Annotated in this window: 28 protein-coding genes, 1 pseudogene and 1 other annotated feature; of the genes and pseudogenes, 10 read left to right on the plus strand and 19 right to left on the minus strand. The window is 53.3% G+C overall.

The window, feature by feature from the left end; genetic code table 11:
* On the plus strand, positions 1 to 324 hold a 324-nt coding region (locus tag G5B47_RS20675), incomplete at its 5' end, for a transposase (RefSeq protein WP_206107471.1).
* Positions 325 to 440: 116 nt separating this feature from the next.
* Here the strand turns inward: G5B47_RS20675 and G5B47_RS20680 are convergent.
* The 3 genes from G5B47_RS20680 to G5B47_RS20690 form a co-directional block, all read right to left on the minus strand.
* Complete coding sequence (locus G5B47_RS20680; RefSeq protein ID WP_165102211.1) at positions 441 to 740, minus strand: spore coat protein; 300 nt, start codon at positions 738 to 740, stop codon at positions 441 to 443.
* 13 nt (positions 741 to 753) lie between these two features.
* A complete protein-coding gene (locus tag G5B47_RS20685) occupies positions 754 to 939 on the minus strand; it encodes a hypothetical protein (RefSeq protein WP_328804602.1) in 186 nt (61 codons plus the stop codon).
* A 177-nt stretch (positions 940 to 1,116) separates the two neighbouring features.
* Entirely contained in the window at positions 1,117 to 1,635 is a 519-nt protein-coding gene (locus G5B47_RS20690; protein WP_165102215.1) for a DUF3231 family protein, read from the minus strand.
* Between the two features lie 122 nt (positions 1,636 to 1,757).
* Here G5B47_RS20690 and G5B47_RS26075 point away from each other — a divergent pair, with 122 nt between their 5' ends.
* From G5B47_RS26075 to G5B47_RS26085, 3 genes are read left to right on the plus strand one after another with little or no spacing between them, the layout of a single operon-like run.
* Complete coding sequence (locus tag G5B47_RS26075; protein WP_328804603.1) at positions 1,758 to 1,964, plus strand: SOS response-associated peptidase family protein; 207 nt, start codon at positions 1,758 to 1,760, stop codon at positions 1,962 to 1,964.
* Positions 1,965 to 2,009: 45 nt separating this feature from the next.
* A complete protein-coding gene (locus G5B47_RS26080; protein WP_328804614.1) occupies positions 2,010 to 2,180 on the plus strand; it encodes an SOS response-associated peptidase family protein in 171 nt (56 codons plus the stop codon).
* Positions 2,104 to 2,262: an SOS response-associated peptidase family protein gene (locus G5B47_RS26085; RefSeq protein WP_328804615.1), complete on the plus strand. Its 159-nt coding sequence runs from the start codon at positions 2,104 to 2,106 to the stop codon at positions 2,260 to 2,262. Before G5B47_RS26080 ends, G5B47_RS26085 begins: the two co-directional genes overlap by 77 nt.
* Here G5B47_RS26085 and G5B47_RS20700 read toward each other — a convergent pair.
* Positions 2,255 to 2,716: a DUF2798 domain-containing protein gene (locus G5B47_RS20700; RefSeq protein WP_165102217.1), complete on the minus strand. Its 462-nt coding sequence runs from the start codon at positions 2,714 to 2,716 to the stop codon at positions 2,255 to 2,257. The genes G5B47_RS26085 and G5B47_RS20700 overlap by 8 nt on opposite strands.
* A gap of 96 nt (positions 2,717 to 2,812) precedes the next feature.
* Here G5B47_RS20700 and G5B47_RS20705 point away from each other — a divergent pair, with 96 nt between their 5' ends.
* The 4 genes from G5B47_RS20705 (at position 2,813) to G5B47_RS20720 (ending at position 6,634) form a co-directional block, all read left to right on the plus strand.
* On the plus strand, positions 2,813 to 3,400 hold the full coding sequence (locus G5B47_RS20705) for a TetR family transcriptional regulator (protein WP_235957250.1): 588 nt from the start codon (positions 2,813 to 2,815) through the stop codon (positions 3,398 to 3,400).
* 771 nt (positions 3,401 to 4,171) lie between these two features.
* Entirely contained in the window at positions 4,172 to 4,969 is a 798-nt protein-coding gene (locus G5B47_RS20710) for an SDR family NAD(P)-dependent oxidoreductase (protein WP_206107473.1), read from the plus strand.
* A gap of 41 nt (positions 4,970 to 5,010) precedes the next feature.
* On the plus strand, positions 5,011 to 5,754 hold the full coding sequence (locus G5B47_RS20715; RefSeq protein ID WP_165102219.1) for an SDR family oxidoreductase: 744 nt from the start codon (positions 5,011 to 5,013) through the stop codon (positions 5,752 to 5,754).
* Between the two features lie 169 nt (positions 5,755 to 5,923).
* Positions 5,924 to 6,634 (plus strand): SDR family NAD(P)-dependent oxidoreductase, encoded by a 711-nt coding sequence (locus G5B47_RS20720; RefSeq protein ID WP_165102221.1) that lies wholly within the window; start codon positions 5,924 to 5,926, stop codon positions 6,632 to 6,634.
* 767 nt (positions 6,635 to 7,401) lie between these two features.
* Here the strand turns inward: G5B47_RS20720 and groL are convergent.
* From groL to G5B47_RS20755, 7 genes are all read right to left on the minus strand, one after another.
* On the minus strand, positions 7,402 to 9,030 hold the full coding sequence (gene groL / locus G5B47_RS20725; RefSeq protein WP_165102223.1) for a chaperonin GroEL: 1,629 nt from the start codon (positions 9,028 to 9,030) through the stop codon (positions 7,402 to 7,404).
* 66 nt (positions 9,031 to 9,096) lie between these two features.
* Positions 9,097 to 9,378 carry a co-chaperone GroES gene (gene groES, locus G5B47_RS20730; RefSeq protein WP_165102226.1) on the minus strand — a complete coding sequence of 94 codons (282 nt, stop codon included), beginning with the start codon at positions 9,376 to 9,378 and terminating at the stop codon, positions 9,097 to 9,099.
* A 344-nt stretch (positions 9,379 to 9,722) separates the two neighbouring features.
* Positions 9,723 to 10,472 carry a twin-arginine translocase subunit TatC gene (gene tatC, locus G5B47_RS20735; protein WP_165102569.1) on the minus strand — a complete coding sequence of 250 codons (750 nt, stop codon included), beginning with the start codon at positions 10,470 to 10,472 and terminating at the stop codon, positions 9,723 to 9,725.
* Between the two features lie 142 nt (positions 10,473 to 10,614).
* Positions 10,615 to 10,851, minus strand: a complete 237-nt coding sequence (tatA, locus tag G5B47_RS20740) for a twin-arginine translocase TatA/TatE family subunit (RefSeq protein ID WP_165102229.1) — start codon at positions 10,849 to 10,851, stop codon at positions 10,615 to 10,617.
* Positions 10,852 to 11,012: 161 nt separating this feature from the next.
* Positions 11,013 to 11,498, minus strand: coding sequence for a MogA/MoaB family molybdenum cofactor biosynthesis protein (locus tag G5B47_RS20745; protein WP_025333510.1), 486 nt, complete (start codon positions 11,496 to 11,498; stop codon positions 11,013 to 11,015).
* A gap of 41 nt (positions 11,499 to 11,539) precedes the next feature.
* Positions 11,540 to 12,016 (minus strand): cyclic pyranopterin monophosphate synthase MoaC, encoded by a 477-nt coding sequence (gene moaC / locus G5B47_RS20750; RefSeq protein WP_165102232.1) that lies wholly within the window; start codon positions 12,014 to 12,016, stop codon positions 11,540 to 11,542.
* On the minus strand, positions 12,013 to 12,660 hold the full coding sequence (locus tag G5B47_RS20755) for a 5-formyltetrahydrofolate cyclo-ligase (protein ID WP_165102234.1): 648 nt from the start codon (positions 12,658 to 12,660) through the stop codon (positions 12,013 to 12,015). The genes moaC and G5B47_RS20755 overlap by 4 nt, the downstream gene beginning before the upstream one ends.
* Before the next feature lie 307 nt (positions 12,661 to 12,967).
* Here G5B47_RS20755 and abc-f point away from each other — a divergent pair, with 307 nt between their 5' ends.
* The gene (gene abc-f, locus G5B47_RS20760; RefSeq protein WP_165102237.1) at positions 12,968 to 14,929 is read left to right on the plus strand and encodes a ribosomal protection-like ABC-F family protein; all 1,962 of its coding nucleotides are present in this window, start codon (positions 12,968 to 12,970) and stop codon (positions 14,927 to 14,929) included.
* Positions 14,930 to 15,537: 608 nt separating this feature from the next.
* On the opposite strand, the pseudogene G5B47_RS20765 reads toward abc-f, so the two are convergent.
* The 6 genes and pseudogenes from G5B47_RS20765 to G5B47_RS20790 all read right to left on the minus strand — a co-directional run.
* A pseudogene (locus G5B47_RS20765) lies at positions 15,538 to 16,713 on the minus strand (2-isopropylmalate synthase); the annotation flags it as partial.
* A gap of 461 nt (positions 16,714 to 17,174) precedes the next feature.
* Positions 17,175 to 17,530: a binding site (T-box leader), on the minus strand.
* 51 nt (positions 17,531 to 17,581) lie between these two features.
* Positions 17,582 to 18,622, minus strand: coding sequence for a tRNA (adenosine(37)-N6)-threonylcarbamoyltransferase complex transferase subunit TsaD (gene tsaD / locus G5B47_RS20770; RefSeq protein WP_165102240.1), 1,041 nt, complete (start codon positions 18,620 to 18,622; stop codon positions 17,582 to 17,584).
* A gap of 37 nt (positions 18,623 to 18,659) precedes the next feature.
* The gene (gene rimI, locus G5B47_RS20775; RefSeq protein WP_038595577.1) at positions 18,660 to 19,154 is read right to left on the minus strand and encodes a ribosomal protein S18-alanine N-acetyltransferase; all 495 of its coding nucleotides are present in this window, start codon (positions 19,152 to 19,154) and stop codon (positions 18,660 to 18,662) included.
* Positions 19,151 to 19,984 (minus strand): tRNA (adenosine(37)-N6)-threonylcarbamoyltransferase complex dimerization subunit type 1 TsaB, encoded by an 834-nt coding sequence (gene tsaB / locus G5B47_RS20780; RefSeq protein WP_165102242.1) that lies wholly within the window; start codon positions 19,982 to 19,984, stop codon positions 19,151 to 19,153. The genes rimI and tsaB overlap by 4 nt, the downstream gene beginning before the upstream one ends.
* Before the next feature lie 6 nt (positions 19,985 to 19,990).
* Complete coding sequence (gene tsaE, locus G5B47_RS20785; RefSeq protein ID WP_165102245.1) at positions 19,991 to 20,473, minus strand: tRNA (adenosine(37)-N6)-threonylcarbamoyltransferase complex ATPase subunit type 1 TsaE; 483 nt, start codon at positions 20,471 to 20,473, stop codon at positions 19,991 to 19,993.
* 121 nt (positions 20,474 to 20,594) lie between these two features.
* Entirely contained in the window at positions 20,595 to 21,590 is a 996-nt protein-coding gene (locus G5B47_RS20790) for a DMT family transporter (protein WP_165102571.1), read from the minus strand.
* Between the two features lie 157 nt (positions 21,591 to 21,747).
* Between G5B47_RS20790 and G5B47_RS20795 the strand changes: the two genes are divergently transcribed.
* Complete coding sequence (locus tag G5B47_RS20795) at positions 21,748 to 23,031, plus strand: MFS transporter (protein WP_165102248.1); 1,284 nt, start codon at positions 21,748 to 21,750, stop codon at positions 23,029 to 23,031.
* 82 nt (positions 23,032 to 23,113) lie between these two features.
* Here G5B47_RS20795 and G5B47_RS20800 read toward each other — a convergent pair whose 3' ends face one another.
* Positions 23,114 to 23,299 carry an H-type small acid-soluble spore protein gene (locus G5B47_RS20800; protein ID WP_165102251.1) on the minus strand — a complete coding sequence of 62 codons (186 nt, stop codon included), beginning with the start codon at positions 23,297 to 23,299 and terminating at the stop codon, positions 23,114 to 23,116.
* 58 nt (positions 23,300 to 23,357) lie between these two features.
* Entirely contained in the window at positions 23,358 to 23,564 is a 207-nt protein-coding gene (locus G5B47_RS20805; RefSeq protein ID WP_165102254.1) for a hypothetical protein, read from the minus strand.
* Positions 23,565 to 23,736: the final 172 nt, after the last annotated feature.

The raw sequence follows: 23,736 nt of genomic DNA on the forward strand, positions 1-23,736 counted from the left end.
TCAAGCTGCGCAGGCTGCCCGCTCAAGGAACGATGCACGAAAGCAGCGGGAGACCGGGAAATCGCTGTGAGTCTGGAACGGTTACGGTACCAGAAGCAAGCCAGAGAACTCCTGCAAAGCGAGGAAGGTTATGCCTTGGCGGTGCGCCGGATGACGGAGCCGGAAAGTGTGTACGGACAAGTGAAGAATAACCGGGGCTACCGGCGGTTTCTACTTCGAGGGATGGAGAAAGTCACCCTAGAGGTCGGGTGGCTTTCCCTTGCTCACAACCTGGGAAAACAAGCCAAGGTGGACCAAAAACGCCGAGCAGCAATTCTCCAATGACGGGAGAATTGCCTGCTCGGCTAATTTTTACAACCCATTTTTGCTCGATGAGCTGCCTTGGGTAGTATGAAAACTACTTTTGGGACAGCCCCTTTATATGAACGCCAGTAGGTAAATTACGCATTCGGTAATGACAGTGCTTTGTCGGCATTTTGGATATCCATCCGCAGTTGCTGCTCCGGATCATAGGCATTGTAATAACCATTATCCTTCATGTAACTAAAAATTTGCCCATGAAGGCTGACCGCTTTGCTGAGCTGGTCACACAGGACGTTCCGAACTTCTGGAGTCGCTGCTTCACTCAATGCGATGCCATAGCTCTTAATTCCACTTTTAGCAGCGATCAATAAATCAGAAGCAATTACTTGATCCGTAATCGCATTCATTCCAGTAACGTTTTTAATAATTGAACTCAAAATTCTTCCTCCTTTACACCAGCAGATTTTTAAGTTGCGAGATATCTTCCCTTCCCGATGCGATATCTTGCTGAAGAATGTTTTTCAGTCTTTCATCAGTGACCATCGGCAGCATTGTTTGGCTTTTGGTAAAGCATGTTGTTTTAAATGTAAGAAGCTCGTGCAATTCCAATTTTTCATGAACTCCTAAATTTTGCACAATTCTCCCTCTTTTCATTGAATTGGTATTCCCTTTATCTAAATTAGGCTTGCCGCCGTCCAAGGACCGTCGGAAAGCCACACCCGTCTGGGATCATCAGCCCTTCGGAGTCCGGGGTTTATGGAATTTATCGTTTGACAAAGAAAAATCCCGCATAACTCACGGGATTTTATTTTCTTAGGCCTTAACCAGTTCTGGTCGTTTAATTTGGAGTGGCGGAGGAACGATCCATCCTTTTTCTTTAGATACCTCAAGAATTCTAACCCCTAATGCCGCCTTTGTTACATGATATTTACCGAATAAAGCTCCGATATCAACTCTAATGGATTGTCCCATTACTTGGCTACACGCAACCAAAGCCGCTGAAGTATCTACTGCAATCTGAGCGGCGATTTCGGGGTCGGTAAATCTTGCGCCAGCAGGGATATCTTCAAGTTTTGCTTCTGGTCTTTTAGGCAATACTGGTGCAGGTGCAATTCCATTAGCGGTAAGTAATGTATCGCATTCTTTCATTTCCAATTCCGCTTGATCGATAAGTGCACCCAGGATTTTTTTCAGGTCTTTATCACCAGCATGATTCAAAAATGCTTGGTATCTCGACACAGCTCCTCTAGCCATCATAGAGGCTTGCCACACACTAAAGATTTCACCATAATGCATTGGTTCATCTTTTGGATTGCCATTTAAAATCCCCAATAATATCGCTCCTTTATCCCCTTATTTATTGCAGTATTAATATGTCCAGAAACACGGAAATAATGTGGATTAGAAATCCGTGATAAAATAAGATCAATCCTATAAAAGGAGGCAAATAACATGTGCGGACGATATTGATTACCGTAATTTTTGAAGAATTGATGTTAAGGTACCTGATTGAGGAAGCAACGATTAACCACTATTCTCCGAATTATAATGCAGCACCGATGCAGTTTATCCCGGCTGTCGTGGGCAGCAATGACGGTAATCGGTTGGGGGAACTTACACTGGGGCTTGGTGCCATCATGGGGCTAAAGATGACAAGATAGGCAATAAGATGATCAACGCCCGAGCCGAAACACTAACCGAAAAACCTGCGTTTAAACGCCCTTCTCAGCTCACGGCGATGCATCATCCCAGCGGATGGATTCTATGAGTGGAAACAGGAAGGCAAAATGCAAGCAGCCTATGCGTATCCTCAAGAAAGACGGTGGCATTTTCTCGCTGGCTGGTCTGTACGATACCTGGGTAGATCCGGAGGGTAAAAAGATCAGTACATGCACGATTATTACGACAGATCCTAATAGCTTAATGGCAGACATACACAATCGCATGCCGGTTATGTGATTACAGAGGTATTTGCGGGTTTCATAATCAATGTGCCGACGATTCGGCCGACCCATTGTGGCAGGAAGAAATTCAATACGAAGACGATGCTGAAGGCGACGCGCCAGGCTCCCATCCAATAGCCTGCAAATCCAGGGATAAAACCGCGCATGGCTACGGCAGTCAAGACAAAGGACAAGATAAAAGTCATGATGAACGAAATCGTTAATACATAGACAACCAACTGCCCCTTTTTAAAGCGGTTTGCGAAGCGGCGAATTCTAACCGGAAGGAAAAAGTTAAGCCCGAATGCGATCACGAAAGCAATGCCCCAATCTTTCATCCATGCGCTCATGAAATGCGGGATTAAACCGCCCTCGAGTACATAAGTCATGATACCGGACATGATGAACGTTAACGTGATCGACATCGACGAAATGAAAAGAAGCTGACGGTACTTAGCATGAATTCTCATTTGTGAAAACTCCTTTATCGATAAGATTTGTGTTTCAGTGACAAAGATGTAATAATGATATTTGTAATTTATATTCGAAGCAAAGAGGTGACGAAGATGACTGCCGAAGCGCCACTAACAAGAGAAATGATCCTAAATGCCGCCGAACAAGTGCTGCGACGGTATGGACCAGAGAAAACATCGGTCGTCGATATCGCGAAATTTCTTCAAGTGAGTCATGGAACGTTATATCGTCATTTCCCAAGTAAAGCGGCTTTGCGCGAAGCCGTTACGGAACGGTGGTTATATAACAGTATCTTGCTTCCATTGCAGGCGGAGGCGGAAAAGCAGGAAGGAAGCGCGGAAGTGAGGTTGAGATTGTGGGTTGAAACCCTCATCTCGAAAAAAAGAACATACGCTGCGGAAGAACCGGAGATGTTCGCAATGTATGCGGCCGTAACTATCGAGGCGGAGGAATTGATTAAGGTCCATGTCAACGGTCTCGTCCGCCAAATCGAATCGATTCTGGAATATGGAGTCGAAACGAAGGAATTCCAGTCTGGGAATGCGGCAAATAAGGCCCGTGCCTTCTTCCTGGCGACGAGCACTTTCCACCATCCCGCTCATGCACCGGAGTGGAAGAACCCGGAAATCGACAAGGAGTTCGACGCCGTATGGCAGCTGCTCTTGTCCGGTTTACGATAAGTGGTTTAATGAGCTGCACCAATCCTTATTACAAAAACATAGAACGAAAGCATAAATAAAAGCAGCGGTGGTCTAGGCCTTAGAGGGTCCTAGTCGTCGCTGCCTTTTTAATATTGCATTTGGAAAGAAGCCTTTCCACAAAACATGGACAGCCATTGTTGTTACATTCCTCTTTAGATCGTATCAAAGAAAAATTCCGGACTAAAGTCGGGTTTCCTTCATAGGGATTTCAATAATTTCTCCTGCCTCAACCACCCATAGGGACAGCATAGCAATACCCAGTCCAGCTGATACTGCTTCTTTGCCCCCTTGGCTGCTGTTAAAAACATAAGAGCGTCTAACTTAAAGCCCGGCTCGCTGCATGAACTGGTTGCTAAACGCTTTCGTTCATCTCCCATATAGAGGATCATACCAAGATCCAGTTTATTTGCCGATGGCGAGTCCCATCTCAACTAGAGGAAACTGCTCAGGAAGTCGTTCGCCGCCGATATGATCGGCTCTCCTTCCTCGGGTTTAGGTTTCGCGCTAGTCAAGCTGTTTGGCTTGAATTAATCTTGGAGAGTAAGAGAGATGAATGTAATAACAATATCATATTTTTGTTAGTTGACATTTGATATGTGTCAGATGTATATTGGAATCAACAAGAGAGGAGATGTGAGAATAATGGTGAAGAAGGAAGGAAATGTCGTTCTTGTCACAGGAGCCAGCTCTGGAATCGGTTATTTATCCGCGAAGGCATTGGCAGCAAAGGGACATACGGTATAAGCCAGCATGCGTGACATCAGCGGTAGAAACGCAAAGAAAGCGGAGGAACTTTACAATTATGCTGAGGCTCATGGGTACACTTTAAGGCCAATTGAACTAGATGTATTGTCGCAAACCTCAGCGGATCAAGCGGTTCGAACCATCGTAGAAGAACAAGGTCAACTTGATGTAGTCATGCATAATGCCGGCCATCTCGTCGTCGGGGTCGTGGAAGCCTATACCCCTCAGGAAATCATGAATGTGTTCGGGACGAACGTCCTCGGCTCACAGCGAGTCAACCGCGCAGTACTGCCGTACATGCGGGCGCGACAATCCGGATTGCTACTTTGGATCAGCAGCACGACCGTAAGAGGCGGATTTCCTCCATTCCTTGGACCTTACGTCGCAGCGAAAGCAGCCATGGACTCTCTAGCGCAGACGATGGCCTACGAAGTCGCGAAGTTCGGTATTGAGACGTCCTTTGTCGTGCCGGGAGCCTTTACGAAAGGGACTTCTCACTTCCCGAACGCGGGCCGACCGCAAGACAACGAGACTTCTTCGGAGTACGAGCGGATCAACGGCCTGCTCGAGGAGGTCGGCGCACGTTTAAGTGCCCTTACACCTCCCGAAGCCGACCCTCAAGCCGTGGCCGACGAAGTCGCTCGGATCGTGAGCTTGCCGACTGGCAGCCGCCCCGCTCGCGCTGTCATCGATTTCGTCAATGACGGTGCCGAAGAGGTGACGGAGCTTTCCGAGAAAGTTCGTATTGAATTCATTCGCCGCATAGGTTTAGATGAATTGCTCACTGCATCGGCCGTGATGTAAGACGGAATCATATCAAATTATAAAAAGGATGGGGATCAAAAATGGTTCAAACGCTGGAAGGAAAAGTAGCATTGGTAACAGGAGCATCTCGAGGCATCGGTAAGAAGATAGCCGAAACGTTGGCTTTAGCTGGCGCAAAAGTCGTTGTGAATTACGCAAGCAGTCCAGCGAAAGCAGAAGAAGTCGTGAACGGTATTAGACAAAGTGGCGGCGAAGCAATTGCCGTGCAAGCCGATGTCGGGAAAGTTTCTGAAGTTGAGCGGCTGTTCGACGAAACGCTACGGGCCTATGGGCGATTAGATATTCTCGTGAACAACGCTGGCGTCATGGCGACGAAGCCGCTTACCGCCATTACGGAAGAGGACTTCGACAAGCATTTCGCAATTAACGTGAAGGGAACATTCTTCGCAATTCAGCAAGCGGCGCGAACCATGAGCGAGAACGGCCGCATTATTAACTTCTCTACTTCTATTGTAGGGATGATGCTTCCCACGTATAGCCTATATGGGGGGACGAAAGGTGCCGTCGAGCAATTTACGCGTCATCTGGCTAAGGAGCTTGGACCGAGGAAAATTACGATTAACGCGATCGCACCGGGGCCGGTGAACACGGAACTGTTTACCGCCGGAAAATCGGAGGAGCAGATTAGGACGTTTGCCAGTATGAATGCCTTAGGGAGATTAGGGGAAACGGAGGACATCACCAAAATCGTGCTTTTCTTGGTGAGCGATGAATCCCGATGGATTAACGGGCAGACTATCCGTGCCAATGGCGGTTCCATCTGATTTCGCGAATCGTTTCAACGAATAATAATAAATACGCTTCGAAGGCCCGGTACCCCTTTTTAACAGATTAACGGAGTTAGAAGCGGCTGCACGGAACGAGCAACACTAAGTGTAGCATAGTAAATTATAAATCGTTAAACGAAAAAATAATTTAGAATGGAGGATTTGTATGAAAAAGACCGCATTTGTAACCGGCGCTAATAAAGGAATTGGATTTGAGATTGCAAAACAGCTTGGTGAAATAGGCTGGAAAGTAATCCTTGGCGCTCGCAGCACCGAACGAGGCCAGGCAGCCGTGTCTGAACTAGTTACCCAGGGGCTAGACGTGGAGTTCGTACAAGTAGATGTGACCGTTTTGGAGAAGATCGAGCAGGTTGCAGATATGATCAAAAAGAATTACCCGGACTTGAAGCTTCTAATCAATAACGCCGGTATGCCAGGCGCTTTCTCTCGCTCTTTTACAGAAACCAAAGAAGAAGACCTGCGCAACGCCTTTGAAGTCAATTTTTTCGGTACTTTCCGATTAAACCAGCATTTGTTTCCGTTAATTAAGGATAGCGAAGGCACTATCGTAAATGTATCGACCGACATGGCCTCACTTGACCATATGCAAAATGCTAAATTCACATTAAACGCCTTTGACTACAATTCGTCTAAAACGGCCAACAATGCCATGACCCTTTCCATGGCCTATGAATTAAGAAACAGCAACGCTCAAGTTTTTGCAGTAACGCCGGGTTTTACTACAACAGATCTGAACGGCAATGCTGAAGGCGGTAAATCTAAAGAGGAGGCCGCTGCCATTATCGTAGGTTACGCAACAGATGGTAAGCGTCACAACGGTGAATTCCTGAATGAGAGAGGAGTTTTAGCGTGGTAATCCGTATTCATCATGCCGACTGGTGAAGTCGCTTAACAAAAACAAACCAACGGTTCCCTTCACTTCAGCAAGGATTGATCATCCGCGGCTGCCTCATGTTGCAAGTTATCGAGCTGGCGTGTTTTGAACACTGCGTGTCCGCCTAATCAGATTTGTTACGTGACCTTACATTCTCTCAGGAGAGCACCGAGAAATTCTAGCCCTTTATACAGCGGCCAGTCTGGGACTATACTTTTGCGTCTTAGTCTGCCGCTGTTGTATTTATCGGATCAGTCTAAATCATAGGCATTACAAAGACTCTTTACAACGCATACAATAACATGAGGCGTAATGAAGTTACCCCGCCAAAAACCAAGGGATCGGTCAGAACGTTTGATATCGATAAAAGCATCATAGAAATTCTTAAGGATCACAAAATCAAGCAAGAAAAGTTACAAAAGCAATACCGGAGTATATTTGACGACTTCGCAAACGAAAATTATGTATTTGGAAGAGAAAAACGGATATCCTATCCTGCAGAAGACACTCATAAATCGGATGAAGGAAGGCTCGTGTTGGTCATGACGATGCAAAAACGACTTTGAAGATATATACGCATGTCACGGATAAAATGAAAAAGAATGCCGCCGATAAATTGAAAATCAACTTCGGCAGCATCCTGAATTTTAAAAAACCGCAATAAATGTGATTTTTACGTGATTTATTCTTATATACAAACCCTCGAAAAGCCTGAAACACCAGGCAATTCAAGGGTTTTCTTTATTTTATTACATCATGCCGCCCATTCCGCCCATGCCGCCCATGTCAGGCGCGCCGCCTTTTTCAGGCTCCGGCTTGTCGGCGATAACAGCTTCGGTGGTCAGGAACAGACCGGCTACGGATGCAGCGTGCTGCAGCGCGGAGCGGGTTACCTTCGCAGGGTCGACGATACCGGCTTCGATCATGTTGACCCACTCGTCGGTAGCGGCGTTGTAACCTACGCCGATTGCTTCCTTCTTCAGGCGCTCAACGATAACAGAGCCTTCTTGGCCTGCGTTCGCAGCGATCGTGCGGATCGGCTCTTCCAGGGAGCGGAGCACGATGCTCACACCGGTCTTCTCGTCGCCTGTCGCTTCAACAGCGGCTACGGCGCTATATACGTTAACCAGCGCGGTTCCGCCGCCGGATACGATACCTTCTTCAACCGCAGCGCGAGTAGCGTTCAGGGCGTCTTCAATGCGCAGCTTGCGCTCTTTCAGTTCGGTTTCGGTAGCAGCGCCGACTTTGACAACGGCTACGCCGCCGGACAGCTTCGCCAGACGCTCTTGCAGCTTCTCCTTGTCGAACTCGGAAGTCGTTTCTTCCAGTTGGGCACGGATTTGGCTGACGCGGGCTTGAATGTCTTCTTTCGCGCCGCTTCCGTCAACGATCGTTGTGTTCTCTTTCGTTACGCGCACTTGACGGGCGTTACCAAGCTGATCGACAGTTGCGCTCTTCAGGTCAAGACCAAGCTTCTCGGTGATGACTTGACCGCCGGTCAGAGCGGCAATGTCCTGCAGCATCGCTTCGCGGCGGTCGCCAAAGCCAGGAGCTTTAACGGCAACAGCGTTGAACGTTCCGCGCAGTTTGTTCACGATCAGCATCGCTTGAGCTTCGCCTTCGATGTCTTCGGCGATAATAACAAGCGGTCTTGCTTGTTGAACGATTTTTTCAAGCAGCGGCAGGATTTCTTGCGTGCTGCTGATCTTCTTGTCGGTGATCAGGATGTAAGGGTTATCCAGCACAGCTTCCATTTTATCCGTGTCGGTAATCATGTACGGGGAGATGTAGCCGCGGTCGAACTGCATGCCTTCCACCACTTCAAGCTCGGTCAGGAAGCCGCGGGATTCTTCAACGGTGATTACGCCGTCTTTGCCCACTTTTTCCATAGCTTCGGCGATCAGTTGGCCTACTTCTTCGTCGGCTGCGGAGATAGCCGCAACTTGAGCGATGGATTGTTTGTTTTCGATCGGTTTGGAGATCTTTTGCAGTTCTTCTACTGCAGCGCGAACCGCTTTGTCGATACCTTTGCGCAGACCGATTGGGCTGGCGCCGGCAGTTACGTTCTTCAGACCTTCGCGGATCAACGCTTGAGCCAGAACAGTTGCAGTCGTCGTACCGTCACCGGCTACGTCGTTTGTCTTGGTTGCAACTTCTTTAACCAGTTGAGCGCCCATGTTCTCGAAGGCGTCTTCCAGTTCGATTTCTTTGGCGATGGTAACGCCGTCGTTCGTGATCAGCGGGCTGCCGAATTTCTTCTCCAGCACCACGTTGCGGCCTTTTGGTCCGAGCGTTACTTTAACCGCGTTTGCCAAAGCGTCTACCCCACGCAGCATTGCGCGGCGGGCGTCTTCACTGAACTTGATATCTTTTGCCATTGTCAAGTTACCTCCCTATGAATTGTAAGTATCGGTATTAAAATCTTATAGACGGTCCTCTTAGGATTAACCCAGAATCGCGTGAATGTCGCTTTCTTTCATAATCAAATACTCTTTGCCTTCATACTTGATCTCGGTTCCGGCATACTTCGAGAAAATGACGCGGTCGCCTTCCTTCACTTCCAGCGGTACGCGAACTCCGTCTTTCAGAGCGCCGCTGCCTACGGCAATGATTTTGCCTTCCTGCGGCTTCTCCTTCGCCGAGTCCGGAAGCACGATTCCGAATGAAGTCGTTTCCTCCTGCTGGATTGGTTCCACCAGTACGCGTTCACCTAAAGGTTTGATCATGAAAAATAGCCTCCTTTGAAAATTATGTTGTTATGCTTGAACACAGGGTTAAAAAGAATGATGCTCCGGAAAAAGCATGCTCCGGGTCATTCATGAGACATGAGAGCCGGCAGTCCGGCTGGCATATCTTTCGGGCCTGTTAGCACTCGACAGTCGGTAGTGCTAACAACAATTTTTATATTACTCAACTTGACTGCGGATTTCAAGTCCTTTTGCTCTTTTTTCTACTCGAATTTGGAAAAAAAGATACGGCAGGTTGTCCAAGCCGCACTCTCTTTCATTCTATCCATAGCCCGTCAAAATATGCCTGCCGCTTTCGGGAATCCGCATGGGCGCAGCCCGATTCAGGCATGGTCTCCCGCGGCGTATCTTGCCTCCAGCGCCGCGTCGGCGATTAGCTGCTTGCGGTAAACAGCCGCGGACAGAAATACGCTGAATTCATAGAGAACAATCAGAGGAACAGTGACCAGAAAATCCGAGATGAAATCCGGCGGCGTAATGACGACGGCGATAAAGACCAGCGCAAAATAGGCATAGCGGCGCATTTTACGCAGACGGAGCGGGTTCAGCAGCCGAATCTTGGTGAGAAACATGACGATCAGCGGCAGCTCGAACAGCATCGCCATCGGCAGCAGCAGGCTGAACATAAAATTGAAATACTGCGCGATGCCGTACGTCTCCTCCAGTCCCAAATCGCGCGTCACCGAGACGGTGAAGGAGAGCGCCATCGGAAACACGATGTAATAAGCGAAGAGAAGACCGGCCACAAACAAAATTAGCGCATACGGCACATACCGCAGGGCTGCGCTCCGTTCCTCCGGCCGCAGAGCGGGACTGACGAAGGCCCAAAGCTGAAAGACGATGAAAGGGATGGAAACGGTCAGCGACACGGCCATGGCAATCTTCATATACATGCCGATGCCGTCCCAGAAGGCGAAAGCGTGCAGCACGAAGCCCTGAGCCAGATCGGCATGGATCAGATATTCATAGACCGGCTTCGCGCAGAACAGCCCGCCGGCCAGGCCGATGGTAAAGACGACCAGCACGGCTATGATTCTTCTGCGCAGCTCCGTGAGATGCTCGACAATCGTCATTTTCCCGGGTTCCAAGCGATTAGCCCCTCTTCTTCCGGCCGGCAGCCTTATTTTATTTCAAAAAAATAGAGGCACCCCGTAAAGTCCGGGGACTTAGAGGGCGCCTCCGCATTGGTTCTACATATAAAAATTCCGGACCTGCTTATTCCGGCAAACGCTTCTCAAGGGAGGCAGGCGCATTCTGCGCCTGGCCCGGCGCGGGCGGCTCGCTCTTGACCGCCGGCTCGGAGTCGGCCATTATATCGCGGGTTCCTTCCTTGAACTCACGGAAGGTTCTTCCGACTGCGCGGCCCAGTTCGGGCAGCTTGTTCGGGCCAAAGAGCAGCAGCGCCAGAATGACAAGCAGTATGATGCCCGGAGCCCCAATACCGTTTAACATGTTCATTCCTCCTTGTTCCCTGTTCCGTTCGTGACACCGTTTTCGACAACTATATCATACCATAACTTAAATCACACTTGCATCTGTAATGTATGTCGAAATCCAAACGGAAGCAGTTGTTTGGAGAATTGGAGCCGCAAGCGCCCAATGATTCGCATTCCCTACTGCCGGTATTGGCCGGTTACCATCAGCAGCGCCTCCGGCAACTGATCCATAATGGCGGCCAAATGCTCATGCACGCCCTTGGGGGTGCCCGGCAGATTGACGATCAGCGTCCGGCCGCGGATACCGCAGATCCCCCGGAACAGCATGGCGGCGCGGTTCTTCTGCATTACCGTACTCCGCATCGCCTCAGACATGCCCGGCACTTCCCGTTCGATCACCCGGCGCGTCGCTTCCGGCGTCACATCCCGGATGGCAAGCTCTGTGCCGCCTGTGGTCAGAACCAGATCGGCCTGAAAGTAATCGGTCAATTCGATGAGCGCCGCAATAATTTCATCCGGCTCGTCGGGAACAATCCGGTACTCTACGATCTCCCCTCCAAGCTCCTCCTCCACCAGCTCGCGGATCACTTGAGCGCTCGTATCCTCCCTCTCGCCCCGAGCCCCCTTGTCGCTGGCCGTCAGGATTGCTGTCTTCCACGCCATAGGTTCTCCTTCCTCTCTGTCTTCATTATGTACTAATAGGACTACACTTCTTCCCGTGCATAATCGCCGTTCTTGCCGCCCGTCTTGGACGCAAGCAGCGTCGGCCCGATGACCATGTCTTTCTGCAGCGCCTTGCACATGTCGTATACCGTCAGCGCAGCGGCGGAGACGGCTGTCAGGGCTTCCATTTCAACGCCCGTTCTGCCGGTGGTCTTGACTGTCGCTTCTATATATAGTTCATCTTTGGTGTTGTCTGAAAAACGGATATCGATGCCCGTCAAAGGCAGCGGATGGCACATCGGTATCCAGTCGGCCGTCTTCTTGGCGGCCATAATGCCGGCGACCTGGGCGACGGCAAGCACATCCCCTTTACCTACGGCTCCGGCTTTGATGGCGTCAAGCGTTTCCGGCGCCATCGTTACCCTGCTCTTCGCAGTAGCTTCGCGCTTGGTCACTTCCTTATCGCTAACATCAACCATGCGCGCTCTGCCCTGACCGTTGAAATGCGTTAACTTCATCTTGCGTCAATCCCCTTTCCTTCGGCAGTGCAATGCAGTATTCCTTTCTCGGTAATCAGCATGTCCATAAAAGCGTCATGAGCTTCCATGGGCACCTCATTCAAGACCTGCGCGCCGTAAGCGAGACCGATCCACACCGGTTTCCTCTCCGCACCTGGCGCGGAGGCTCCGTACAGACGGGCCCGCAGCCGGTCGTAGTAACCCCGGCCGTAGCCAAGCCGGCCTCCCCTGGCATCAAAGGCCAGGCCCGGAACGAAAACGACCGGTGGCTCGCTTCCTTTCTCAACTGCAGAAAGGTTCTCCGCAGGCTCTGGAATGCCGTACGTTCCCGGCGCAAGCTCGCTCCATGATTCTACGGCGTGCAGGGTCATCTCCCCGGAACTGGCATGGACACGGGGCAGAACGACCCTGCGGCCCGTCTTCCAGCACCGCTCAATCAGCGGGCGCGTATCCAGCTCTGAACGGAAGGGAACGTACACCATAACCGAGTCCGCACCGTTCTCCTCCAGCCACTGCCATGCATGTTGGCATACAAGCGAGGATAACTCCTCCCTCCGCGCCGGAGGGATTCCGTCACGGACGGAGACGGCGCTTCGGCGCAGCTCGCGCTTGTAGGCGGCAAGCTGCAAGTCCGCGTGTGTCACCCTTTTGCCTCCTTACATTCGCCCAAGCCTTTATCCTTGGTTCACCATAATATTATAGATTCCCGCTTCAAGTGTAACTCATAGCTCACAGCCGGCAGCGGAATAATGTCTTACATTTCAGGGTAAATCCTTATCTCCAGTTTACCACTGTTATTCCGAATTCGCCAAGACGCCCCCGGAACCCTTTGACCTCGCGCAAAAAAGTCTTTTCATGTACACTATGATTAGGAATAAAGGTCCATGAACGGTACAGCGGCATGATCGCTGGCCGCAAGCGAAGTCTTATAAGGTGGAGGTTTCATTTGTCATGCTTCTTCAAGCGTCAGGAATCACGAAATTATACGGCATCCAGCCCGTGCTGGAAGGCATCAACCTGCAGGTAAATGAGAAAGAGCGGGTCGGGCTCGTCGGCGTCAACGGAGCCGGAAAGTCGACCCTGCTTAAGATATTGGCCGGTGAGCTGTCCTATGATTCCGGTCAAATTTATAAATCCAAGGAAACAACCGTCGGATATTTGGCGCAGAACAGCGGTCTGCAGTCCGACCGCACCATTCAGGAGGAAATACTCGCCGTGTTCTCTCCCTTGATCGAGGCGGAGGCCGAGCTGCGGCAGCTGGAGGAGCAAATTGCCGATCCGGCTGCGGCCGAGAACGAGAAGCGTTATGAAGAGCTGCTGGAACGGTATTCCACCCGGTCGGACTGGTTCAAGGACCACGGCGGCTACGAAATGAATACGCGCATCCGCAGCGTACTCCACGGAATGGGCTTCGGGGATTTCCCACCTGACACGCCGATTTCGACCTTGAGCGGCGGGCAGAAGACCCGCCTCGCGCTCGCCCGCATTCTGCTTCAGGCTCCTGACCTGCTGATGCTGGACGAACCGACCAACCATCTGGACATCGAAACGCTGACCTGGCTGGAGGACTATCTGCGCGGATATTCCGGCGGCATCCTGGTCGTATCCCATGACCGCTATTTTCTTGACCGGCTGGTGACGGCCATTGTGGAAATCGAACGCCATGAGTCCCGCCGGTATACTGGCAATTACAGCCGCTATGTGGATCTCAAGGCCGCAGAGTATGAGAGCAGGCTCAAACAGTACGAGAAGCAGCAGGACGAGATTGCCAAGATGGAGGAATTCGTGCAGCGCAACATCGTGCGGGCCTCCACAACCAAACGGGCGCAGAGCCGGCGCAAGGCGCTGGAGAAGATGGATCGGATCGAACGGCCGCTCGGCGATCTGAAAAAAGCGAACTTCTCCTTCGAGCCCTCGTTCCATTCCGGCAAGGAAGTGCTGCAGGTCAGGGAAGTCGCCGTAGCCTTCGCAGAGGGCGATCCTCTGTTCAAAAACGCATCCTTCGAGCTTCGCCGAGGCGAGACGGCCGCTCTGGTCGGTCCGAACGGCATCGGCAAGTCGACGCTGCTGCAATGCCTGATCGGCTCCCGTGAGCCTTCCGCCGGAAGCGTGACCTGGGGAACCAAGGTCAAAATCGGCTATTACGACCAGGAGCAGACCCGGCTGAACCCGAAAAATACGGTGCTGGAGGAACTCTGGAGCGAATATCCGATGCTGGAGGAGGCGCGAATCCGGACGATACTAGGTAACTTCCTGTTCAGCGGCGAGGATGTTCAGAAGAGAATAGCCGCCCTCAGCGGCGGTGAAAAAGCCCGGGTTGCGCTCTCGAAGCTGATGCTACGTGGCGCCAACATGCTCATTCTCGACGAACCGACCAACCATCTCGACCTTGTCAGCCGCGAGGTGCTCGAATCGGCGCTGATCGACTTTGAAGGAACCCTGCTCTTTATCTCCCATGACCGTTACTTCCTGAACAAAATGGCCGAGCGCGTGCTCGAGCTTCATCCGGGCGGAATCGACCCGTATCTCGGAAATTACGACGACTATGTTGCCAAAAAAGGAGAGCTGGAGGATCTCGCCAGCGAGGATGCCGGGAGTGTTCCGGCCACTCCTGCAGGCAGCGCCGATAAAGGTCCGGCCCCCGCTTCCGACAAAGGAGGCGCCGCTTCATACGAAACGGATAAACAGGCCAAACGCGAGGAGCGGAACCGTCAGCGCCGGCTGGCCGAACTGGAGGAATCCATCGCCAAGCTGGAGGAAGAGATCGCGGTTGTCGAAACAGAGATGACCAAGCCGGAGATCTATCAGGATTACGTGGCACTGCAGGAGCATGAACGGGATTTGAATGAAAAAAAACAGCGGCTTTCCGAATTTTTTAGCGAATGGGAAGTTCTCGCGGAATTTACAAATTAGGATCAGATCCCAATAGATTATCCACAGGATTGTCCCCAAATATCGTGTATAACTATTACCAAAAAAAGGGCCTTTGGGCCCTTTTTTTTGCGTCAAATCGCTGATCGCGCTGTCAAGGACTTTTTTATCCACCGCATTATCCACATTATCCACATTTTTTATATCTTTCTGTTGAAAACTTATGCCCTGTTCCGGGGATTAAAAAAAGATGCTTGGTTGCTGATCTTACACAGTTTTTACACAGATTCGGCGGAATATGTGGATAACCTTGTCCACAGCTTGACAAATTACATCCCTCTTGAACTATAACTCGATTTATGCCAGAAAAAGAACCCGCCGGCCTGTGAAGGGCAGCGGGCCGAGAGGCTTGCGGCGGCCCCGTCACTAACACTCCCCCCAGCGAACGCAGCACCAGCCACGCAAAACACCGGCTTTGGGTTCATTCCCTGGGAAATAGCCACGGTCATTTCTTCAGCTGGCCGCCACCTCCCTTGTACAGCCCGTATGCGCTTCGCTCCAAGTCGGGCCCCTGAAAGATAACCTTACCACATCGGTACCTGCGCCGATTCCCCATGCTGGCGGCTTAAACCTCGCCCCGTTTATACTCCTTGAGCTTGACGTCCAGTGGTCTGTTTGACCAGCTCCAGCAGCTCTTCATCGCTGACCGTCTTTTGGCGGTCTGCCGCCGCCTTGAACGATTCGTACACCTTCTCCAGTTCAGCCGGCTCCAGGGTGATGCCGTACTGAGCGGCCCGGTCCTTGATGGCATGCCGGCCGGAGTGCTTACCAAGGACGATCATGCTGCGGGGGATGCCGAGGCGTTCCGGGTCCATGATCTCATAGGTGCTGCGGTCTTTGAGCAGCCCGTCCTGATGAATGCCCGATTCATGCTGGAAGGCGTTCCGGCCGATAACCGGCTTGTTGTAGGCAATTGGAAAATGCATCGTCTCGCTGACCAGGCGCGAAGTTTCGTACAGCTTGTTTAAGGCCAGCCCCGAAGCTGCGTTCAGCGCCTCTCCCCGGGTTTCCAGCGCCATCGCCAGCTCTTCCAGTGCGCAGTTTCCCGTCCGCTCGCCGATCCCATTTACAGTCACTTCAATCTGCGTCGCGCCTCCGGCAATCGCGGCAAGGCTGTTGGCGACGGCCAGGCCCAGATCGTTATGGCAGTGGGCGCTGTAGCTGACCTTATCGCCGCCTCTGGCTCCCTGCCGCACCCGGCGGAACATCTCGCCGTATTCCTGCGGCAGCGCGTAGCCGACGGTATCCGGCAAATTGATAATGGTCGCGCCTTCCTCAATGACGGCCTCGACCATTTCAATCAAGTCGTCGATACCTGTCCGCGCGGCGTCCATGGCCGTAAACTCCACGGTATCGCAGAACTGCCGGGCGTAGGCCGTCATTTCCCTCGCCGTCGCCACGACCTCTGCCCGGCTCTTGCGCAGCTGGTGGCGCAGATGGATATCGGACGACGAGATAAACAGATGGATGCGCCGTCTCTCCGCGTCCTGCGTCGCCTTGACGGCGGCATCGATATCGCCTCTGACGGCCCTGGCAAAGCCGCAAATCTCGACGTTTCGGATTTGGCGGGAAATCGCCTGCACCGCCGCAAAATCACCCAGGCTGGATACCGGAAATCCCGGCTCCATTACATCCACCCCAAGCTCGGCGAGCTTGCCTGCGAGCATGATTTTCTGCTCCGGGGTCAGACTTGCGCCCGGCGCCTGTTCACCGTCTCTGAGCGTTGTATCAAAGATATGAATCTTCTTTCGCGTCTGTATGGTCATTATAAATTCCTCCCGATGGTAAAATTAAAAAACAGAAAAAACCCGCCGTCTCCTCCAAAGAGACGGCGGGTTTCCCCTCCGCGGTACCACTCTTCTTGACGCGCCTGTACGGGAATCTGTACAGTCCCCGGCTGCGTCCAGCTCATCTTCTCTTATAGCGCCGCTCCAGTCAGAAGGCGTCTTATTTGAGAAAGTCCGGTAACGGGGACGATCCGTAAGCCGCGTACTCGCCGCCGCCTGGCCTGCCTCCCGGATACCCGGATGGCCAATCCGGGATTCCAATGGGCAGGGCTGCAAGCTGCGGTTTCCGCCGCTCCGCTCCCGGGCGAGATTCAAAGGAGATGGCTGCTGCGTCGCACCGACCCGCAGCTCTCTGCCTGCCATCTATCCTTCTACTGCTCCCGTTCATCGCGTTATACACTTTCAGCTATTATTTAAAAACAAAAAAGCCCGCCGTCTCTTCAAGAGACGACAGGCTGTGCCTTCGCGGTACCACTCTTGTTGATATTTCGGCTCGGCGCGCTTAAGGCGGCTTCATCGAAATATCCCCTTTGCCGTCATCCAAAGTCCGGTTAAGCCTAAGGGCTTACCCTTTTCGAATGACCGTTCTATCACGGGAACGTCCCGTAACGGCGTACTGCCCACCGGCCGTGCACTGCCGGTTAACGTATGCCAGCTGATCAGCTTAAGCCGGACATACTCTGGTTCCGCCGCTCCGCTCCCGGACGAGTTCAGGTCTCCTTCGGCTGCGTCGCACCTACCCGCAGCTCTCTTCATCCCCGGAATTAACCTTACTGTTTCCGATCATCGCGTTTATCGTTATGATTGCCACGATTATACGCGCGGGACTTCCCTGCTGTCAAGAGATTTATACCGACCAATGTTCGAGAGAGAAGCCGGGATCGGCTACCATATCCAGCGGCGTTCCTCCGTCATGCAGCCACTTCGTATAGGCCGCGGCGCCGATCATGGCGGCATTATCGGTGCAGTAGACGGCCGGAGGAATAATCAGCTCGATGCCCTCTGTCCCGCATCGGGCCGTCAGCGCTTCGCGGAGGCCCCGGTTCGCGGCGACGCCGCCGCAGAGCAGCAGCTGCCGGGCACCCGTGGCACGGACGGCCCGGACGGCTTTCTCGACCAGCACTTCGACGACGGACTCCTGAAACCCCCGGGCAATAGCCGCCGCATCGGGCTCCTGCCCTTTCATCCGGCTCTGGTTCACCAGATTCAGCACAGCAGACTTCAGGCCGCTGAGGCTGAAATCATAGGAGTCCGGCTCGAGCCACACCCGGGGAAGCGCAGCCGCTTCCGCCGCTTCATGGGCCAGCTTGTCCACATGCGGGCCACCGGGATAAGGGAACCCGAGCGCGCGGGCCACCTTGTCGTAAGCCTCGCCGACGGCGTCGTCCCGTGTGCGGCCGATGATCTTGAATCGCCCTTCCGATTCCAGGCTGACCAGCTCCGTATGCCCTCCGGAAGCTACCAGCGCCAGCGCCGGGTATTCCAGTTCCTTCACTAGACGCGCCGCGTAAATATGTCCGGCGATATGATGCGTTCCGATCAGCGGCTTGTTCCAGGCCAGCGCCAGCGCCTTGGCCGCCACTACCCCGACCAGCAGCGCACCGACCAGTCCCGGCCCCTGTGTAACCGCCACCGCGTCAAGCTTATCCGGCGTTATTTCCGCCCGGGCAAGCGCCTCTTCAACGATGAGGGTAATAACTTCCACATGCTTACGGGAGGCCACTTCGGGCACTACCCCGCCAAAAGCGCGGTGGGTTTCGATCTGGCTGGAGATGATGTTCGACAGCACCTCCCAGCCGTCTTTTACAACAGCCGCCGACGTCTCGTCGCAGCTGGTCTCGATCGCCAATATATAGACAGGCTTCTGAGCGCCCGTTTCGTCCTTCATTTTAATTCCACTCTTCCTTCCATGAACCTGTTCACTCTTAAATCTCCAGGTAAGACGGCAGATCCGCCCACATGATCATCGCATCCTCCCGGTTGTCGGAATAATATCCTTTGCGGAGTCCGGCAGGGCGAAAGCCCTTTTTGCGGTACAAATTCTGGGCGATGTCATTTGATACCCGCACTTCCAGCGTGATTGACTTCATCCCGAGATAGGAGGCGGTTCTCATCAGCTCATCCAGCAGCCTTTCGCCCCATTTGCGCCCCCGGTATTCCTCCAGCAGAGCAATATTCGTCACATGCGCTTCGTCCACAATCGCCCACATTCCTGCGTAGCCGATAATGCGCCCTTCATATTCCATCACCATATATTTAGCAAAATGATTATGCGTCAGCTCATTGCGGAAGGCTTCCTCCGTCCAGGGCATTGTAAAGGCTTCCCGTTCGATCACCAGAATATCGGGGATATCCTCCACTTTCATGAGCCGAAAAACAAGGCCTTCTTCCCGCCCTTTTGCCGGTTCAGCTTCCATCATCTCGATTTCACGCCCCCTTTGCCGGCTTTAAGCAAATTCGCTTCCGCTTCCGCAAGCTGCGTATAATTCGGGATCAGGCTGTGCACGTCGTCGGTGTCCCCCGACGCATGCCGCGCTTCCCCGAGAAATCCGATCCAGCGCCCTTCCAGCTCATAAGGCTGAGCGCGCAGCTCGGCGGCTCCCTCCAGCGGCTTCAGCGATTCCGCGCCGCCATGTACCGCCGTCTCGCCGACAAACCACAGGCGGCGGGGACACTCCCCCTGCGCCTTGGCAGCCTCAATGCGCTCCGCAAGCGCCCCGACCCAATCCGCCATCAGGCGGACCCTGTCGGATGCCAGACGCCGGGGCGCTTCTCCGCCTTGCGCGGCGAACAGCGCCGTATAAGCCTGTCCGCGCCGGGCGTCGAGCAGCGGAACGATCCAATCCGGCCCGAAGCCCTCTCCGGGCCGGGCGCCTAAACCGGCGGCGTCCTCCGGGCTTCCCGCCCCGGCATTCCAGCCGCCCCAGGCCAGCGCCTGAAGGGTGGACACGCCGACGACGGGAAGCTTCCAGCTCCACGCCAGCGACTTGGCCGCCGTCACGGCAATCCGGGTTCCCGTATAGGAGCCCGGACCAATGCCGACGGTAATGCCTTTCAGCATTTCAGCGCCGCCCGAGCGCTGCAGCGCCTCCCCGATGATCGGCAGAAGATGCACGGAATGGTTGCGTTCTCCCGACGCATTGATTTCATGCACCACTCTGCCGCTTTCCGTCACCGCTACGCCGAGCGTTACCGTCGCCGTATCCAACGCCAAAAACCGCTTGCGCGGCTGTTCTTTTGCACTCGTCATTCTTTCTTAACCCCACTTCTGTATCAGTCCGCGGCAGACGCCCGCATAAGGCTCTCCGGTTCCGGCCACTGTAATCACGCGTTCCTCCGGCCCGGTCGTCTCCAGGCGGATATGCATATGCCGCTCAGGCATAAGCTCCGCGATAATGCTGCTCCATTCCACCAGACAAATTCCCTGTCCGAAAAAATATTCGTCCAATCCAAGCTCATCCGCTTCCTCAAGCGAGAGCCGGTACACATCCATATGATACAGCGGGATTCGGCCCGCATATTCCTTGATAATGGTAAATGTAGGACTGCTGACAATGCCCTGAACGCCCAAATGCCGGGCAAAGCTCTGCGAGAACGCCGTCTTGCCCGCACCCAAATCGCCGTCAAGGCCGATGACCCAGCCCGGCTCGGCTGCGGAGGCCAGCTCCTGCGCCAGCGCTTCCGTCTCCCGCAGGCTGCGGGAGCGAAAGGTAAATACCGCTTCCGGATTATTTTCCAACTGCAACAACCATCCTTTGACAGAGCGGCGTATCCGCAGCTATCGTCCGAAATTTAGAATACTTTTTATTATATCGGTCCCACAGCCTTCCCGCAACAAGCCCGCCAAGGGCCTCCGGATGTCACTGCGCCGCGGAAATGCTCTCCACTTCGCTCCGCTTTCCCTTGCGTTCCTTCTCCGACTTGGAGTGAGAGAATAAGCTGTGCAAGACCATGCCAATAATAATAACGGCAATTCCGGCCCAGGAAATAGCAGCCGGAGCGGGAGCGGACAGGATAACCATCTCCCCAAGCAGGGCAAACAGCACCTCAAGCGACTGTGTGGCCTCCACCGCCGCCAGCCCGGTCATGCTGTGTCTGACCATATCGGTGGCCCGGAAGAACAGCACCGTCGCCACAACGCCCGATGAAAGCGCGATAATCGCGGACTGAACGAGCTGTCCTTCCGAAGGAAGGCCAGCCTCCTTCCAGCCGAGCAGTGCAACCAGCGCCCAGAAGGGCATGCTGGCCAGCGTCATTCCAAGAATGCGCTGGAAGACGTCCAGCCGGCCGCCGCACAGCTCCATCGTCTTGCGGTTGCCCAGCGGATAGGCGAAGGAAGCGATGAGAACGGGCACGATGCCAAGCAGCACCTGCGAGGCGGACAGCCTCTGCGCATGTTCAAGTTGAAGCAGCGCAACGCCAGCGAGAATAATCAGGGAGAGGCCGAGTCCACGAAGCGGGATTTTGCCCCTTGTGACCATCAATCCTTGAGGTCCTTGTATCCGGGTAACGAACAGCGGCGCCAGCAGGGAGCCGGAAATAATCGTAATTTGCCATGTTCCAGCCGTAAGCCAGCCGGGGGCGTATGCCGCCGCGAAGGTAATCGGGGCGTAGAACAGCCCGAAGCCGACCGTTCCCCATAGCAGCCAGTGCCAGGGCTTGTCCGCCATTTCCCTAAGGAGCGGCTTCAATCTCCGGCGTCCGGCCACAAGGGCCAGCAGAAAGGGCAGCGTGAAAAAATACCGCAGCGAGGAGCTCCACGCCCAGCTTCCCCCGGACAGCTCCATACGGCGGTTCAGAACAAAAGTGATGGCAAAGAACAGCGCCGAGCAGACGCCATAAAGCAGAGGTTTCAAGTTCAAGTGAATCAGCTCATTTCTATGTGTAATCCGGTTTTTCAGTTCCGTCAAAACGGTTTATCAAGATTATAACAGCATTTGAGTAAAGAAAATGAAATTTTTCAATATTCGTTTCAAAGATGATGCTGGATACTGCTGAAAAGGAGATGAGCATTTGAGCCAACTGGCGATTACTGTAAAGAAACTCGATGCTCCCCCTGTCTATCGCTGGTACGTATTATTTGTCCATGTCATTGTTTTCGCACATTTTTTTATGAGCCTGCAATTGATTTCCGTATTCGGAATTACCATTCAAAGGGGATGGAAAATTTCGGCGACGGAGGTTACTCTTCTGATCACCTCTTCGATGATCGCGTACACCCTCTTTCCGCTCATCGGAGGGGCTTGGGGGGCCAAATGGGGTCCGCGTAAAACCGTAACGGCCGGAATTCTGATCGATACTGTCGCTACTCTGCTATTTCCGGTTGCGGGGGACAGCTACTTTAGCATTTTGGCGCTGCGCTTCATTCAGGGGATTTCGGGCGGGCTGATCATTGGCGCGATCGTCGGCGGGACTTCCGTATGGTTCCCTACCCGGCAAAGAGGGATCGCTTCAGGCATTTTGTTCGGCTTTCAGGGCGTGGGCTTTGCCGTTCCCTCCCTTATCGGTCCGATGCTGACGGGCTCAGGAATGTCCTGGCAGACGGCCAGCGCGATTATGGTCTGCGTGCCTGGAGTGATCCTTGCGGCTGTGGTGTTCTTCACGGTTAAAGGCTTGAACGAAATTTATCCCGGCGTATCTTCGATTGACCAACTGCTGGGGGGCAGCGGCGCTTCCGGGCAGAATCCCGGAACGGCCACAGGAAATTCAAAGTATATCAAGCCCAAAACGATGAAAGATGCGCTGCGCCGGTCAAGAGTCTGGGCCGCCGCTGTCTATGTATTTGTCAACGGCTGGCTGATTTATGGCCTGAGTTCCTTCCTGCCGCACCTGCTGTCCGTCGATTTGAACATCCCGGAAAAGACGGCAGCTGCAATCCTGGGAGCCACTTTTTTCGTCTCTTTCGTGACCGCGCCTCTAGGCGGGATTGTTTCCGACTTTGTATTTAAAGGGCGGCGGTATCCGGTCCTGCTAATCGGCGCTTTGCTCTCGGTAATCACGATTGCCGCCGTGCCGTATACTTCCATCAAATGGCTCGGTTTCATGCTGATTCTGGCATACGCTTCAACATCTATTGTCAGCGGTCCGTTCTGGTCGCTGCCTTCCGAACTGGTCGATTCCAAAGCGGCGATCCGGTCCAGCTCCATGTATACGATTTTCGGCAACGGCGGCGGCGCTGTCGCGGCCCCCATCCTTGCCTATTTCAGCGAAGCCGCTGGCAGCGGCATCGCAGCGCTCTATATCTGTGTGGCCATGGCAGCGGCAGGGGTTGTCAGCGCCTTGTTCATTCGGCAATAATACGGCTGAAAATTTCGGTAAGCAAAAAGCCCGCGCATTCCGCGCGGGCTTTTGCTTAAAACCGCCAAGGTTACAGATATGGTTAGCGCTTCTCCTCTTCCAGCCGGTCGACGCCGACCGTCTGCACATCGGTTGGCCGCGAGCCGACCTGAACGGTCGCCATGCCGTTCGCCGCATCCACATGCTCAATCCATACCGGTTCCCCGTCCAGATGTACGGCAATGTTATCCTTGGAAGCAAAAATATCCTGCGCACGCTGTATGTCCATCATCATTTTCCTCCTATTTGTAGGTTTGCTGATTGTCCAGCCTTATTGACTGCTATTATTACGGACTGTTTCTATGTGGAGATTCTTTCAGCACGTCCCGGTCTTCCGGCGCCAGTCCGCCGATGGTCCGTTCCGCATCCAGATTATCCGTCCCTGGAACAATCTCGTCCTCGGGGCGCGACGCGGTAAGCTCTTCCCAGTTCACGGCCTTCCCGCTTATCTCGGTGCACCCTTCTTGTTCCTGCCATCCGCTTTCCGGAAACATCGATTTTTCCGCCTCCATTCCCCTTTGCACTCATGCCATCCATTGCCGAAACCATGGCAGGGTTATTTTTCCCTCAGCGTTTAGATCTATTCCTGCCAAGACGGGCGGCACAACCGAAATTCTTCAAGGTGTAAAAAGACTGCTGGCGTTCATACTAAGCCAAAGCGGAATT

It is taken from the genome of Paenibacillus apii (assembly GCF_011043685.1).
Taxonomy (GTDB): domain Bacteria; phylum Bacillota; class Bacilli; order Paenibacillales; family Paenibacillaceae; genus Paenibacillus_AQ; species Paenibacillus_AQ sabinae.

Bases quoted from the DNA above. Each gene is read 5' to 3' on its own strand.
- G5B47_RS26085 (WP_328804615.1), top strand. From the start codon at position 2,104: ATGCGTATCCTCAAGAAAGACGGTGGCATTTTCTCGCTGGCTGGTCTG.
- G5B47_RS20700 (WP_165102217.1), bottom strand. From the start codon at position 2,716: ATGAGAATTCATGCTAAGTACCGTCAGCTTCTTTTCATTTCGTCGATG.
- G5B47_RS20705 (WP_235957250.1), top strand. From the start codon at position 2,813: ATGACTGCCGAAGCGCCACTAACAAGAGAAATGATCCTAAATGCCGCC.
- G5B47_RS20710 (WP_206107473.1), top strand. From the start codon at position 4,172: ATGCGTGACATCAGCGGTAGAAACGCAAAGAAAGCGGAGGAACTTTAC.
- G5B47_RS20715 (WP_165102219.1), top strand. From the start codon at position 5,011: ATGGTTCAAACGCTGGAAGGAAAAGTAGCATTGGTAACAGGAGCATCT.
- G5B47_RS20720 (WP_165102221.1), top strand. From the start codon at position 5,924: ATGAAAAAGACCGCATTTGTAACCGGCGCTAATAAAGGAATTGGATTT.
- groL (WP_165102223.1), bottom strand. From the start codon at position 9,030: ATGGCAAAAGATATCAAGTTCAGTGAAGACGCCCGCCGCGCAATGCTG.
- groES (WP_165102226.1), bottom strand. From the start codon at position 9,378: ATGATCAAACCTTTAGGTGAACGCGTACTGGTGGAACCAATCCAGCAG.
- tatC (WP_165102569.1), bottom strand. From the start codon at position 10,472: ATGACGATTGTCGAGCATCTCACGGAGCTGCGCAGAAGAATCATAGCC.
- tatA (WP_165102229.1), bottom strand. From the start codon at position 10,851: ATGTTAAACGGTATTGGGGCTCCGGGCATCATACTGCTTGTCATTCTG.
- G5B47_RS20745 (WP_025333510.1), bottom strand. From the start codon at position 11,498: ATGGCGTGGAAGACAGCAATCCTGACGGCCAGCGACAAGGGGGCTCGG.
- moaC (WP_165102232.1), bottom strand. From the start codon at position 12,016: ATGAAGTTAACGCATTTCAACGGTCAGGGCAGAGCGCGCATGGTTGAT.
- abc-f (WP_165102237.1), top strand. From the start codon at position 12,968: ATGCTTCTTCAAGCGTCAGGAATCACGAAATTATACGGCATCCAGCCC.
- tsaD (WP_165102240.1), bottom strand. From the start codon at position 18,622: ATGAAGGACGAAACGGGCGCTCAGAAGCCTGTCTATATATTGGCGATC.
- rimI (WP_038595577.1), bottom strand. From the start codon at position 19,154: ATGATGGAAGCTGAACCGGCAAAAGGGCGGGAAGAAGGCCTTGTTTTT.
- tsaB (WP_165102242.1), bottom strand. From the start codon at position 19,984: ATGACGAGTGCAAAAGAACAGCCGCGCAAGCGGTTTTTGGCGTTGGAT.
- G5B47_RS20800 (WP_165102251.1), bottom strand. From the start codon at position 23,299: ATGGACATACAGCGTGCGCAGGATATTTTTGCTTCCAAGGATAACATT.
- G5B47_RS20805 (WP_165102254.1), bottom strand. From the start codon at position 23,564: ATGTTTCCGGAAAGCGGATGGCAGGAACAAGAAGGGTGCACCGAGATA.